This window comes from Curvivirga sp. (assembly GCF_965219885.1).
Classification (GTDB): domain Bacteria; phylum Pseudomonadota; class Alphaproteobacteria; order UBA8366; family Aestuariispiraceae; genus Curvivirga.
Window position 1 is genome coordinate 216,915 of record NZ_CBDCOT010000008.1, and the last position, 12,861, is coordinate 229,775.

At 41.1% G+C, this 12,861-nt stretch carries 15 protein-coding genes; 8 read left to right on the top strand and 7 right to left on the bottom strand.

Features of this window, described 5'->3' with window-relative positions:
- A complete protein-coding gene (locus ACOQOA_RS03630) occupies window positions 1-1,302 on the bottom strand; it encodes an MATE family efflux transporter (protein ID WP_420547290.1) in 1,302 nt (433 codons plus the stop codon).
- Window positions 1,303-1,359: 57 nt separating this feature from the next.
- Window positions 1,360-1,644, bottom strand: coding sequence for a DUF3572 domain-containing protein (locus ACOQOA_RS03635; protein WP_420547291.1), 285 nt, complete (start codon window positions 1,642-1,644; stop codon window positions 1,360-1,362).
- A gap of 36 nt (window positions 1,645-1,680) precedes the next feature.
- Between ACOQOA_RS03635 and ACOQOA_RS03640 the strand changes: the two genes are divergently transcribed.
- From ACOQOA_RS03640 to ACOQOA_RS03655, 4 genes are all read left to right on the top strand, one after another.
- Window positions 1,681-2,445: a methyltransferase domain-containing protein gene (locus tag ACOQOA_RS03640; protein WP_420547292.1), complete on the top strand. Its 765-nt coding sequence runs from the start codon at window positions 1,681-1,683 to the stop codon at window positions 2,443-2,445.
- Between the two features lie 145 nt (window positions 2,446-2,590).
- Window positions 2,591-4,051: an NAD-dependent succinate-semialdehyde dehydrogenase gene (locus ACOQOA_RS03645; protein ID WP_420547293.1), complete on the top strand. Its 1,461-nt coding sequence runs from the start codon at window positions 2,591-2,593 to the stop codon at window positions 4,049-4,051.
- A 121-nt stretch (window positions 4,052-4,172) separates the two neighbouring features.
- Entirely contained in the window at window positions 4,173-4,829 is a 657-nt protein-coding gene (locus ACOQOA_RS03650) for a hypothetical protein (protein ID WP_155156200.1), read from the top strand.
- An 11-nt stretch (window positions 4,830-4,840) separates the two neighbouring features.
- A complete protein-coding gene (locus tag ACOQOA_RS03655) occupies window positions 4,841-5,170 on the top strand; it encodes an HNH endonuclease (RefSeq protein ID WP_420547294.1) in 330 nt (109 codons plus the stop codon).
- A 6-nt stretch (window positions 5,171-5,176) separates the two neighbouring features.
- Here the strand turns inward: ACOQOA_RS03655 and ACOQOA_RS03660 are convergent, their stop codons facing one another.
- Window positions 5,177-5,518, bottom strand: a complete 342-nt coding sequence (locus ACOQOA_RS03660; RefSeq protein WP_420547295.1) for an ArsC family reductase — start codon at window positions 5,516-5,518, stop codon at window positions 5,177-5,179.
- Between the two features lie 116 nt (window positions 5,519-5,634).
- Between ACOQOA_RS03660 and yaaA the strand changes: the two genes are divergently transcribed.
- Window positions 5,635-6,420 (top strand): peroxide stress protein YaaA, encoded by a 786-nt coding sequence (yaaA, locus tag ACOQOA_RS03665; protein ID WP_420547296.1) that lies wholly within the window; start codon window positions 5,635-5,637, stop codon window positions 6,418-6,420.
- A gap of 7 nt (window positions 6,421-6,427) precedes the next feature.
- On the opposite strand, the gene ACOQOA_RS03670 is transcribed toward yaaA, so the two are convergent.
- Complete coding sequence (locus ACOQOA_RS03670; RefSeq protein WP_420547297.1) at window positions 6,428-7,315, bottom strand: N-formylglutamate amidohydrolase; 888 nt, start codon at window positions 7,313-7,315, stop codon at window positions 6,428-6,430.
- Between the two features lie 202 nt (window positions 7,316-7,517).
- Here ACOQOA_RS03670 and ACOQOA_RS03675 point away from each other — a divergent pair, with 202 nt between their 5' ends.
- The 3 genes from ACOQOA_RS03675 (at window position 7,518) to ACOQOA_RS03685 (ending at window position 10,005) form a co-directional block, all read left to right on the top strand.
- Window positions 7,518-7,985: a RidA family protein gene (locus ACOQOA_RS03675; protein ID WP_420547298.1), complete on the top strand. Its 468-nt coding sequence runs from the start codon at window positions 7,518-7,520 to the stop codon at window positions 7,983-7,985.
- A 19-nt stretch (window positions 7,986-8,004) separates the two neighbouring features.
- Complete coding sequence (locus ACOQOA_RS03680; RefSeq protein WP_420547299.1) at window positions 8,005-9,174, top strand: GNAT family N-acetyltransferase; 1,170 nt, start codon at window positions 8,005-8,007, stop codon at window positions 9,172-9,174.
- A 66-nt stretch (window positions 9,175-9,240) separates the two neighbouring features.
- The gene (locus ACOQOA_RS03685; protein WP_420547300.1) at window positions 9,241-10,005 is read left to right on the top strand and encodes a class II glutamine amidotransferase; all 765 of its coding nucleotides are present in this window, start codon (window positions 9,241-9,243) and stop codon (window positions 10,003-10,005) included.
- A 10-nt stretch (window positions 10,006-10,015) separates the two neighbouring features.
- Here the strand turns inward: ACOQOA_RS03685 and ACOQOA_RS03690 are convergent, their stop codons facing one another.
- Genes ACOQOA_RS03690 through choW form a run of 3 tightly spaced genes read right to left on the bottom strand, consistent with a single transcriptional unit; the run spans window position 10,016 to window position 12,845 of the window.
- On the bottom strand, window positions 10,016-10,729 hold the full coding sequence (locus ACOQOA_RS03690; RefSeq protein WP_420547301.1) for an HAD family hydrolase: 714 nt from the start codon (window positions 10,727-10,729) through the stop codon (window positions 10,016-10,018).
- Between the two features lie 38 nt (window positions 10,730-10,767).
- Window positions 10,768-11,994, bottom strand: a complete 1,227-nt coding sequence (gene choV / locus ACOQOA_RS03695) for a choline ABC transporter ATP-binding protein (RefSeq protein ID WP_420547302.1) — start codon at window positions 11,992-11,994, stop codon at window positions 10,768-10,770.
- A 5-nt stretch (window positions 11,995-11,999) separates the two neighbouring features.
- Window positions 12,000-12,845 carry a choline ABC transporter permease subunit gene (choW, locus tag ACOQOA_RS03700; protein ID WP_420547303.1) on the bottom strand — a complete coding sequence of 282 codons (846 nt, stop codon included), beginning with the start codon at window positions 12,843-12,845 and terminating at the stop codon, window positions 12,000-12,002.
- Window positions 12,846-12,861 lie beyond the last annotated feature (16 nt).

The window sequence follows — 12,861 nt, forward strand, 5'->3', positions numbered from 1 at the left end:
TCACGTTTCCTTCCTCATCGGGATTGAATCTCGTAATGCCGGATAATAATACCACTGGGTTAATCCACGTAACGTCATTAACACACACATTCCTGCCATAACACCATGTTCGTCAAAGGTTGGTACCAATATCTGCATAGATAGCAAATATCCTCCAACAGAAATTATCATGGCTTTACGGGTTTCAACCACATGCGTTGATCCAAAATATATCCCATCAAAAATGAAACACCACATGCCAAATAATGGCATCAACACCATCCAGATAAGATATTCCGAAGAAACCGCTATTAATTCCGGTAAATCTGTAAAAAAACCAATCCAATATTCGCCTGAAATATAATAAATTCCGGACATTCCGAGCGCCACAAGGAGGCCTAGCTCAAAACTTGCGCGGTTCACGGCGCTAAAAGTTTTCCGATCCTTTGCACCAACGGCTTGACCTACAAGTGTTTCATTTGCATGCGCGAAACCATCTAGCCCGAAAGAGCAAATATGGAATAAATGTCCTAAAATGACTGTTGCAGCTAAAAATGTATCTCCTATCTTTGCTGCTTCTGCGGTTTGATAAGCAAAAGCAAACATGAGTAACAAAGAGCGTATAAATAGCTCTCTATTCACAACGGTCATTCGTTTAACTTTTTGCCAATTCCATATAACCGATTTACTTAGTCCTGTTTCTGGCCATAAATCCCTGCGTCCAAAAATAAAGTAAAGTCCAACAATAACGCCTGCATATTCGGCAATAACCGTGGCAAGAGCAACGCCATCGACAGTCATCTCAAGACCTAAAACAAACCATAAATCCAATATAACATTCAAAATGTTAACTATGATCTGAAGAATCATCGGACGTTTTGAATCTTGTAATGCCAGTAACCATCCAACAAAAACGAAATTCAAAAACGATGCGGGTGCTCCCCAAATTCGAATGTAATAATATGTTTGAGCGTGTATTTCGACTTGCTCACTTGCCTCAAAAGCCCAAAAAGACAACCAAGCGATCGGTATTTGAATAACAATTAGTAAGATAGCTAAAAAGACAGCCATGCCAATTGCACGAAACAATACGGCCCATACTTCCTGCATATCTTTGGCGCCGTACGCTTGTGCACCAAGGCCAGTTGTGCCTTTTCGTAAAAAAGCTACTCCCCAATAAATGAAGGAATAGATAACAGCGCTAAGTGCAACCCCACCCAAGTAAGATTCATCATCTAGGCGCCCTAAAACTGCGGTATCAACAATACCTGGTAAGGGTATGAATAAATTGGATAAAATGATTGGATAAGAAAGCTTCCACACTTTCCTACGCCAAAACCATGCGTCATTAGTCGGAGACTGATACATTAATTTATTCGCTTAGGAATAATGATGGCTCTCACCACCTGGCAATGCCGGTCGAATTTGCATTGGGAAAGATGGATCCACACCCGCCCATTCTGCAAATTCAATTAAGTCCGGCTCATGCGCCAATAGGAAGTCTAAAATACCTCCCATAAATGCCGGATCGCCAACACGCTCACGAATTTCCGCAGGCCCTACTCCACATATTGCCAAGAATCGCCCTAACCTGTCCGGGTTTTGGGCAATCCAGCTAAGAGCGCTTGCAGCGAGTTGTTCTGCCTGTTCTTTTTCGCTTATCATAGTCTTGATCCTGATTATTTATTATTGAGGTACACCATGGAATGGGATCCGAATGTCTATTTATCCTTTGAACGAACCAGATTGCAACCCGCTCTTGACCTGATTAGCAGAATTCCAAACAGGAATTTCAATGAAATTGCTGATTTGGGTTGTGGTCCGGGTAATGTTACTCACCTTATCTCCCAAAAATGGATAAATGCAAACGTTACGGGATATGACTCTTCCGATGAAATGTTGGCAAAAGCAAAACGAACTTATTCCCATATAAATTGGATAAAACAAAACGCTAAGACATTTTCTCCGCATCAACCTCTGGACTTAATTTTCTCAAATGCTTGTCTTCAATGGCTTCCCGATCATAAAATCCTATTTCCCAATCTTATAAAACAGCTCTCAGATGGTGGTGTATTTGCGGTTCAAATGCCCAACAACTATCGAAGACCAACACATGAATATGTTAAAAAAGCAGCAAAAGAAGCAGGACTTTTCAATGAATTAAAGGACTTATTTAATCCTATACCTGTAAATAACCCTGATCATTATTATGAGATTTTATCTCCGCTATGCCGTCAGGTGGACATTTGGGAGACAGATTACTTACAAGAGTTAGAAGGCGACAACCCCGTAGCGGACTGGACCACCGGTTCATATTTAAGGCCGTTCTTACAGGCGTTAAATGATGAAAACAAAGTTCGTTTTGAAAAACATTATCGAGACCTCATTTTAACTGCTTATCCCAAGCAATTTAACGGCAAAACACTTTTGCCATTCAAGAGATTGTTTATTCTAGCCATTCATTAATATTCGTGTAGTAATACGCTCGTTCTTGATCGATGGTGCAGTCAGAAAAAAGTTGCATTCATGATTAAAGAATTTTAAGAAAATGTGATCACAAAAAATTTTTCTCAAAACATCACTGATAACCGCAGGGATAAAGGATAAATCAATGCAACTAAAAGATATGAGCTTGTTACGCACAGACGCCTATATCAACGGCGAATGGGTATCTTCCGATAATCAAACAACTTATCCAGTCTCTGATCCTGCAAATGGTCAGAAAATCGCTGATGTTGCAAAATGCGGTCAGGCAGAGACACGTCGTGCCATTGAAGCTGCTGATGCAGCCATGCCTGCTTGGCAAGCAAAGTCAGCAAAAGAACGTGGTGCCATTCTACGTAAGTGGTTTGATCTAATGTTGGCAAACAAAGAAGATCTTGCGATTATCATGACATCTGAATGTGGTAAACCTTTGGCAGAGTCTCAAGGCGAAGTTATGTATGCAGCTTCTTTCCTTGAGTGGTTTGCAGAAGAAGCAAAACGTGCCTATGGCGATACAATCCCAACCCATAATCCATCGCAACGTCTTGTTACAATCAAGCAAGGTATCGGGGTTTCCGCTGGCATTAATCCGTGGAACTTCCCTGCGGCAATGATCACACGTAAAGCAGCCCCTTCTATCGCAGCTGGATGCCCGCAAGTTGTAAAACCTGCGGAAGCAACACCATTGACAGCTTTGGCCCTTGCCGAACTTGCAGAACGCGCAGGCATCCCTGCTGGTGTCTTATCTATCATTCCAGGTGATCGTGATGATGCTGCCGCGATTGGCGGTGAGTTAACTAGCAACTCAATTGTTAAAAAAGTTAGCTTCACAGGTTCTACACCTGTGGGCAAATTATTGATGAGTCAAGCATCTTCAACCGTTAAGAAAGTTAGCTTGGAATTAGGCGGTAATGCTCCATTCATCGTATTTGACGATGCAGATCTTGACGCTGCTGTTCAAGGTGCTTTGGCTTGTAAATTCCGCAATGCAGGGCAAACATGCGTATGCGCCAATCGTATTCTGGTCCAAGAAGGTGTCTATGACAAATTCAGCGAAAAACTTGCAAAAGCTGTTGCTGAATTTAACGTAGGTCATGGCCTTGAAGCAGGTATTACAATGGGCCCTGTGATTAACGATGCAGCAATCGCAAAGATTGACAGCTTGGTGTCTTCTGCCAAAGCCGCTGGTGCGACACCATTGCTAGGTGGCGATCCTCACGAGTTGGGCGGAAACTTCTATACGCCATCCATTCTAACCAATGCGAGTTTGGATATGGAAATTGCCAATAATGAAATCTTTGGCCCTGTCGCAGTTCTTTACAAATTCAAAACTGAAGAAGAAGCAATTCAGATTGCTAATGACACACCATTTGGATTAGCATCCTATTTCTACAGTCGTGACATTGGTCGTGTATGGCGTGTAGGTGAAGGCCTTGAATATGGTATGGTTGGTATTAATACAGGTATCATTTCGGCTGAAACCGTACCATTTGGCGGTATTAAAGAATCCGGTATTGGTCGTGAAGGCGGTCATCAGGGATTAGATGAATATATGGAAGTCAAATATCTCTGCATGGGTGATATTTAAAGCTATAAATAAATACCTATTTGTAGAGGGCTCGCATAATATGCGAGCCCTTTTACATTGCATCAAAGGTGAAAAACCTTATAACCTGCAACAAAGATTTCAATGAGATAAGAGTTATCCAATGCTATTGCTTCGTTTTGCTTTATATGAAGACCGTATTAGTCCAGGTGGGGCTGTGGAATATCTAACACCGGGTTCCAGTCGTCTGTTATTCTGCCTGCAAGGTTCTGCCGGCCTTGGTGATGGGCGTTCAATTTCTGTTCAAGAAGCAGCACTTGCACATGGAAACACTTATGTGAATACAGGGCATGACGGCGCGCTTTTATGGCGTTGGGAATTATTTGAAGATGATCAGGAACCAGAAATGGATCCTATGGGTGTGACATCACGTTTAGTGAATGAGCAAACTGTCGGGTTTGAGGAAGGCGAAGATATTCTTTTTCGTTGTGAAAGTCTTGGTATGCCTCCGGCTGATGAAATTGAACAAATGCGCCTCTTTGGACCTGCTATCCATGTATGTATGGCAGGCGGTTTTCAAACCTTGCATGGAACAGATGTTGCGCAAATGAAACCGCAAGGTGCTTGGTTTATCAATGGTGGTGAAACTTTTGATCTTGAAGCCCATAATAAAGAACCAAGCATGCTGTTACGTGCTGTGATTTTACCGCCGGTTCTTGCAGGTGAAACTTCACAAATTATTCCAGAAGATCAAATCAAACCAAAAGATGGTAAAAAGCGATTTGAAAAAATCCATACTGAAGGAATCGTTGCTCTTTAAAGGAATTTACCATGCCTAACTCTTCTATTTCAAAACCGAAACAAAAAGAGTTAGGCCCCTGCCCGATTTGTGGACGCATGATGATCCTTGGTCCTTCAACAGACAGACATCATTGGATACCAAAATCTCAAAATGGAGAAGATTGGGATTACCTACATCGTGTCTGTCACAAGAAAATCCATTCTTTATACACGGAGAAATTCCTTGCTAAAGAAATGAATTCACCCGAAAAACTCCTTCAGGATGAAGACATTCAAAAGTTTGTTAAATGGGTAAGAAAACAGCCTATAGAATCTATAGGCCGTATCAAAAAAACTAAAAAAGGTAAGAAATATAAATAATATATCTTATAATTCTGCTTGTTGTTTTGCAGTAAAGCCAACCACAACACGATCGCCAAAATCAAAAATCGGCCGTTTCATCAAAGCCGGGCTTTCCAGCATAAGTGCTTTCACATTCGATGCATCAGTTGAGTTTTTAATCTCATCACTTAGCGCACGCCAAGTTGTACCGCGTTTATTTAACAAAATTTCCCAACCTGCTATCTCTAACCAACGAGATAAGTCATCTTCAGAAAAACCATCTACACGTAAATCTTTGAACTCATAAGGTTTATTTTGCTCATCAAGCCATTTCTTTGCTTTTTTGCAAGTGTCACAGTTTTTTAAACCATATACGATCAACGACATTATCTTAATCCTTATCCATGAAGTTCTAGATTGTTTGCCTTGGAATCTATAAAAAGAATCACATATCAAATTAATAAGATAAAATGAAACGGATTCGTTAAGGAAAGGAAAGCCCCATGCTGGCGCTTGTATCCCCTGCAAAAAAATTGAACATGGATGAAAATGTACCATTCGATACACATAGTCAGCCAGATTTTCTAAGTGATAGTCGTAAACTGGTCAAACAAGCAAAGACGCTTAGCGCAAATGACCTTTCCCGCATGATGAAAATATCTGCACCTCTCGCTGAATTAAACGTCGCACGCTTTAAGGATTTCAAGACGCCGTTTAATCTTGGCAATGCAAAACAAGCTGCGCTTGCTTTTGCTGGTGATACCTATGTTGGTCTTGAAGCTAGCAGCTTATCTGAAGATGACTTGGTATATGCACAAGATCATTTGCGTATTCTTTCAGGTTTATATGGCATGTTACGCCCATTGGATTTGATGCAAGCATATCGTCTTGAAATGGGAACTCGTTTTCAAAATGAACGTGGTAATGACCTATATGCTTTCTGGGGCGATAAACTTTCTAAAGAAATCAATAAAATCACTTCCGATCATAGTGACCCAACTGTCATTAACTGTGCCTCTAACGAATATTTCAAATCTGTTGATTTAAAGGCATTAAAGGTGAATGTGATTACCCCGGTCTTTAAAGAAATCAAAGACGGACAAGCTAAAATGTTGGGTATGTTTGCAAAACGTGCACGTGGTATGATGGCGCGTTATATGATTGAAAACAAAATTGAAACAGCAGACGGTTTACGTGAATTTAATTCTGGTGGGTATGAGTATCGTCCAGATTTATCTGATGATAAAAACTGGGTTTATACGCGCGAACAACCTGCGCCTAAAAAATAAAGTCAATCTATTCCGCTGCAGATCGATAGGAACATTTATGGGCAACATATTTGCCAATAACATCTATCATCTCGTTCAAATCCGCTTTTAGGTGTGAGAAATGGCGCGTAGGCTCTACGCGTCTTTCATTCATATATAATGCACGGTTCAATTCGATTTGAATAGAATGCCGATCATGTTCAGGACGACCATAGCGGCGCACCAATTCTGCGCCTTTATATGGATTATTGATGCGAACTTTATATCCCTTCTCTACAAACCAATCCCTCAGTAAATAGGTAAATTCCTGATCGCAACTTGATCCATTTCTGTCTCCAAGCACAACATCTGCACGTGCATTTCCGATCGCTCCGGGCATATAAGGGCTACTACTTGCAGGCATAGAATGACAATTCACATGCCAGACAGAACCAAACAAGCTGTAGAGGCGTTCTATCTCATTCTCTAAATAAGTATGATATGGCTTCCAGTATTTATCGATACGATGTTTAACTTCTAAGATACTTAAATTACGTGCATACATTTGGGGATGTCCTGGACAACTTTTCCAAATCAAACCATGCCCCATGACCGTTTTTTCAGTTGGCTGGACTTGAAATGGCCAATTGCCTTCAATCATCGAGATGTCAATATCATCATCTGAACGGTTGGGATCAATGTAACTTCTAGGATAGTGAGCTTTAAGAAAAGATCCCCCCTTGTTGACTACATCGGCATAAAGTTCATCCACAAAGGAATCTTCCATACCACGTAGGATCTCTTCAGGAACAACGGTATCAAAATCGGCCGGATAATCCATTCCACTATGTGGAGAATCAAGAACTATCGGTAACTGATCCTTATGATCCTCATCCGCGGATTGAAATGTAAGTACCCCTGGGAAATGTACAGCCATAAAAACCGTTCCATAAAACTAAAACCAAATATCTACGTATAATATGTTGGGAGTCGAAAAATTATCAACCAATAGAAACGGATATGACGCTAATCTTATCAAAAATAGCAATTATTTTCATTGAAAGCCGCTAAATATTGCTTATCTTCAAAGAACTATTCTAACGCCGTATCATCGGCCTTCAATTTAAAGGGAAAATTCCATGTCTGGAACTGTTGAAGCTAAACTACAAGAGCTTGGTATCGAACTTCCAAACGCACCGCAACCAGCTGGTTCTTATGTGCAACATTATCAATCCGGCAATCTTCTTTTCGTTGCAGGTCAAATTCCATTTTGGAACGGTGAATTAAAATTCCAAGGGAAAGTTGGTCAGGAATTTTCTATTGAAGAAGGCCAAGAGGCAGCAAAAACATGTGCGTTAAACATTATTGCACAAATTAAAGACGCTGTTGGTGACCTTGATAAAGTTGCACGTATTGTTCGCTTAAATGGTTTCGTTAACTGCCCAACTGATTTTGCAGACCATCCAAAAGTCATCAACGGTGCATCCGATCTGATGGGGGAAATCTTTGGCGAAAAAGGTAAACATACACGTATTGCTTTAGGCGCGGGTTCTTTACCATTAAACGTAGCGGTCGAAATCGACGCAGTTATCGAGATCGAAGCTTAATTAAATAGAAGGTCATATCATGCCTGACGGCGAAGCAGAATTTCAAATTTCCGTACATAAGTCGATTGCTGAGATCGGCAGGAAAGAATGGAATCAATGCGCGCGTCAGGCTGATGACCAAAACAACCCTTTTATCAGTTATGACTTCCTATATAGCCTTGAAAAAACTGGCTGTGTTTCCGCTGAAACGGGTTGGGTGCCACAGCATATAAAACTTATGAATATTGCTGGTAAAACCATCGGTGTTGCGCCTCTTTATTTAAAAAATCACTCACAAGGTGAGTATGTATTTGATTGGGGTTGGGCCGATGCCTACGAACGGGCGGGCGGCCAATATTATCCCAAACTACTTTCTGCGATTCCCTTCACACCGGTCACTGGCCCTCGCCTTCTTGTTCCAGATGGCCCCGATCGTCCAAGATATATTCAAGCAATAGCATCTGGTATGATCCAGCTTGCCGCCAGATACCAAATCGCAACTATTCATATAAATTTTCTGCCGGAAGATGATGCAAAGTCTTTAGAAGAACTGGGTTTTCTATTACGAAACGACATGCAGTTTCATTGGCAGAACAGTGACTTCTCCGATTTTGAAGACTCCTTATCTAATTTCGTTAGCCGTAAACGCAGAAGCATAAAAAAAGAACGCAAAAAACTTTCAGAAGCGGGCCTAGTTTTCAAAAAGCTAACCGGAGAGGATATCACACAAGATGCTTGGGATGATTTTTATCGTTTTTATAAGGATACGTATGATCGCAAATGGGGGGCGCCATATCTAAATCGAGAGTTCTTTGACGCAATTCATGATCAGATGAGCGATCGTATTCTTTTAGTAATGGCTTACGACGAGACTGATAAAGCTATTGCAGGTGCTCTTAACTTAATTGGCGATAAACGTCTGTATGGTCGAAACTGGGGATGTGATGAACAATATAAATTTCTTCATTTCGAAGCATGTTATTATCAGGCCATTGAATTTGCCATCGAGCGCGGCTTGAAATTCGTTGAAGCAGGCACGCAAGGCCAACATAAACTTCAAAGGGGTTATATGCCCATTATGACTTGGTCTGCGCATTACATCGGTGATCCGGGGTTTAAAACGGCTATTTCAAACTATTTGAACCACGAAAGAGGCGAAGTTAAACGCGGCATTGAAATTTTAAAGGAACAAGGGCCTTTTAAAAATTAATTTTAACATCTATACATATGGAATATATTTTTCCCAATATGCGCGTTATGTATAGGAGTTTTATCCATGTGCCGCTGGCTATCTTATCGTGGCTCTTCTATTTTCTTGGAAGAAATGCTTTATGCCCCAAGCCATTCTTTAATTGAGCAAAGCCTTCATGCATTAGAGGCTAAAACCCCCACCAATGGTGACGGGTTCGGTATTGGATGGTATGCTGAGAGACCTTCTCCTGGCACATATCATGAAATTCTACCAGCTTGGAATGATGCCAATCTGCGTAATATCGCGGCTCAAGTGCGTTCAGGAAACTTTTTTGCTCATGTGAGAGCTTCCACAGGTACCGCCACCAGCCGACAAAATTGTCATCCTTTTAGCTATAATAATTGGATGTTTATGCATAACGGTCAAATTGGTGATTACTGTGATTTACGTCGCAGATTAGAATCTGATATTTCGGATGAATTATATGCAGAACGTACTGGTACTACTGATAGCGAGTTATTATTTCTATTAATGCTGGATCGCGGTTTAGATGAAGATCCGATTAAAGCTACAAAAGATATGTTAAAATATCTAAATCAAGTTATGATAGAGAAAAATAGTAAAAAACCATTTCGTATGACAGCAGCCTTTACAGATGGCCCACGCTATTACGCGATGCGCTATTCCACTGATGATAAGCCGCCTACTCTCTATTACGCACAGATTAACAATCAATTGATTATTATGTCTGAACCATCAGAAGACGATGCTACAACCTGGGTAGAAGTACCACCGTCGACATTAATTGAGGCGACAGCGGATAACAAACTTATATTCCATGATTTGTAAGTAAGAAAAATTAAGCGTTTAATTGATCAATAAGTGCAGGTAATTCCGCCACGCTGGAAAGTATGTGATCGGCATGGCCATCAAGATCTTCTGCAAGCGAATTACCTGTCAAAACGCCAACAACTGTTGCAGCCCCGGCATTACGCCCCATTTCGGTGTCATGCGTGTTGTCACCGACTACCATTACTTCATCAGCGGATAGACCTGTTTTCTTAAAAAAGCCTTCAACCATACCTGCGGAAGGTTTTACACCATGCCCACTGTCGTAACCAACAACGTAAGATAATTGATCTTGAACACCTAACTTATCAAACAGCATATTGGCTGCGTTCTCAGAATCCATGGTCGCAACGCCAATCAAAAGGCCACGATCACGAAGATTGCTGAATAACTCAGTAAGATCAGTTGCAGGTACAACCTCCTCACAACTGGAATGAGTGAAGATAGCTTCTGCTTCTGCATGTAACTCATCGCGTTGAGAGTTCAATTCCGGCAGAATTTCCAAAAAACAATCAATCAGATCATTTATATCCCCTGCCCCTAGAATAGATCCCGAAGTAATACGATTTTCTTCAGGATCCCAACCACCGGCTACCATCAGTCTATGTTTTAAATCTTGATTATCGCCAGAAAACAATTCAACGGTTTTATGGATGGCAGGCATCCATGTTTCATGAAAGTTGGTTAAGGTGCCATCTTTGTCAAAAACGATGCCTTTTATCATGTCAAATTGCCTTTATTCTAGGTAAAAATTCGAAGCTGCTAAGCAGCTTCTTCCTGTCCTAGGCTAGTTTGCCTCAGGATACCAGCATAGATTTCGTCATCGCCGACCAATCCAACAATTTTCTCGCCATCTGACAATAAAATTGGATTACTTGTACGATGTCGAATTTCAATCATCCAACGCATTTTCATATCGGATGGCGCAACGACAATGCAATCATCGTTAAGTCCGGCGACATCATCTTCAGTTGAGATAGTCTTGATAGCTAAAGAACGTGCATCATCATATATCTGCGCGTCCACAGCATTGCCCTTTGAATCAATACCGAAAAACAAAGATGTTTTAAAGTTAGCAATATACTTATCACCTTCTTTATCAAGCTCATTCAACGGCGTCATAAAAGAAGCGCCTTGTAGCACATTTAACGGATTCATGTGGGCTACAAATTCCGCGACATACGCATTTGCAGGATTTAAAACGATATCTTCTGGCTCACCATATTGAACGATACGTCCCTCTTCCATAATCGCAATATGATTACCAAGCTTTAAAGCTTCATCCAGATCGTGGCTTACGAAGATAATAGTTTTGTTCAAATCTTTTTGTAAACCAAGCAAGAAATCTTGTAGCTGATTACGGATTAAGGGATCTAGCGCTGAGAATGGCTCATCCATCAGTAAAATATCCGCATCAGTCGCAAAAGCGCGTGCTAGACCTACACGTTGTTGCATCCCGCCTGAAAGCTCGTGTGCGTATTTATCTTTCCATTGAGCAAGACCAACAAGTTCTAATTTCTCAAGGACAATTTTTTCACGCTCAGCAGGAGACATACCAGCTAGTTCAAGACCCAGGCCAACATTCTCTTCAACCGTACGCCATGGCAACAAACCAAATTGTTGGAAAACCATCGCTACGCGTTCAGTACGCATGTGACGTAAGGTATCTTTATCACAAGTTGCTATATCTACTTGACGTTCACCATCTTGAACTAAAATAGAGCCACGACTGACTTTATTCAAACCGTTCACCGCACGTAACAATGTTGATTTACCTGAACCAGATAACCCCATTAAAACGCAAATCTCACCTTCCTTAATATCGATAGACGCATCAGCGGTGCCCAAAACACAGCCAGTTTCGTCTAAGATAGACTTACGTGTACCACCGGCATCTAGTAATTTAAGCGCCTCAGATTGTTCAGCTTTTTCGCCAAACATAATATCTACATTCTGGAAGGAAACAGCAGTTTTCTTATCTTCACTCATATCTCTTACTCCCCGCCTTTATGTGCTGGACGCTTACAAATTCGATCCATTAAAATAGCAACAATCACAATTGCCAGGCCTGCCTCAAACCCCTTAGCAATATTCACCGTGTTAAGAGCACGAAGAACAGGAATACCAAGGCCATCAGCACCAACCATAGAGGCAATCACCACCATGGAAAGAGATAACATGATACATTGTGTTAGACCTGCCATAATAGTTGGGAAAGCATGTGGAATTTCTACTTTGAATAAAAGCTGCTTCTTTGTTGCTCCAAAACTTTCTGCAGCCTCCACTAAAGGAGTAGGTACAGAAGAAATTCCCAAATAGGTCAGACGAATTGGTGCAGGAATGGCGAAAATTACGGTTGCAATCAATCCTGGCACCATACCTAGACCGAAGAATATCAATGCAGGGATCAAATAGACGAATGTAGGAATCGTTTGCATCATGTCTAGCACAGGACGCAAGAATAACCAGAATTTTGGTTTATGAGCAGCAACGACCCCTAAAGGTACACCAAAAAGCATACTTACAAAGGTAGCACAAATAACCAACGTCACAGTATAAATAGTTTCTTCCCAGTACCCTAGATTCACAATGAATAACAAGCTGAGCGCTGTGAATACACCTAGTTTCCAAGAACGATGAAGCCAAGTTGCAAATCCTGTTACAGCAGCGATAATGACCCAATCAGGAAACCATAATAAAGATTCCGCCACAGCAGTGGTAAAACCTTCTAAAACAATTGTAATATAATCAAAAAACCAGAAGAAATAATCTGTCAAGAAGTCGACAAAATTTGCCATCCACTTCCCTACTGGAATTTTATTCTCAGCAATCCACTCCACTTTCACTACTCCCCTG

What these genes read in the sequence shown, in the direction of transcription:
- ACOQOA_RS03635 (WP_420547291.1), bottom strand. Translation starts at nt 1,644, where the DNA reads ATGATAAGCGAAAAAGAACAGGCAGAACAACTCGCTGCAAGCGCTCTT.
- ACOQOA_RS03640 (WP_420547292.1), top strand. Translation starts at nt 1,681, where the DNA reads ATGGAATGGGATCCGAATGTCTATTTATCCTTTGAACGAACCAGATTG.
- ACOQOA_RS03645 (WP_420547293.1), top strand. Translation starts at nt 2,591, where the DNA reads ATGCAACTAAAAGATATGAGCTTGTTACGCACAGACGCCTATATCAAC.
- ACOQOA_RS03650 (WP_155156200.1), top strand. Translation starts at nt 4,173, where the DNA reads ATGCTATTGCTTCGTTTTGCTTTATATGAAGACCGTATTAGTCCAGGT.
- ACOQOA_RS03655 (WP_420547294.1), top strand. Translation starts at nt 4,841, where the DNA reads ATGCCTAACTCTTCTATTTCAAAACCGAAACAAAAAGAGTTAGGCCCC.
- ACOQOA_RS03660 (WP_420547295.1), bottom strand. Translation starts at nt 5,518, where the DNA reads ATGTCGTTGATCGTATATGGTTTAAAAAACTGTGACACTTGCAAAAAA.
- yaaA (WP_420547296.1), top strand. Translation starts at nt 5,635, where the DNA reads ATGCTGGCGCTTGTATCCCCTGCAAAAAAATTGAACATGGATGAAAAT.
- ACOQOA_RS03670 (WP_420547297.1), bottom strand. Translation starts at nt 7,315, where the DNA reads ATGGCTGTACATTTCCCAGGGGTACTTACATTTCAATCCGCGGATGAG.
- ACOQOA_RS03675 (WP_420547298.1), top strand. Translation starts at nt 7,518, where the DNA reads ATGTCTGGAACTGTTGAAGCTAAACTACAAGAGCTTGGTATCGAACTT.
- ACOQOA_RS03680 (WP_420547299.1), top strand. Translation starts at nt 8,005, where the DNA reads ATGCCTGACGGCGAAGCAGAATTTCAAATTTCCGTACATAAGTCGATT.
- ACOQOA_RS03685 (WP_420547300.1), top strand. Translation starts at nt 9,241, where the DNA reads ATGTGCCGCTGGCTATCTTATCGTGGCTCTTCTATTTTCTTGGAAGAA.
- ACOQOA_RS03690 (WP_420547301.1), bottom strand. Translation starts at nt 10,729, where the DNA reads ATGATAAAAGGCATCGTTTTTGACAAAGATGGCACCTTAACCAACTTT.
- choV (WP_420547302.1), bottom strand. Translation starts at nt 11,994, where the DNA reads ATGAGTGAAGATAAGAAAACTGCTGTTTCCTTCCAGAATGTAGATATT.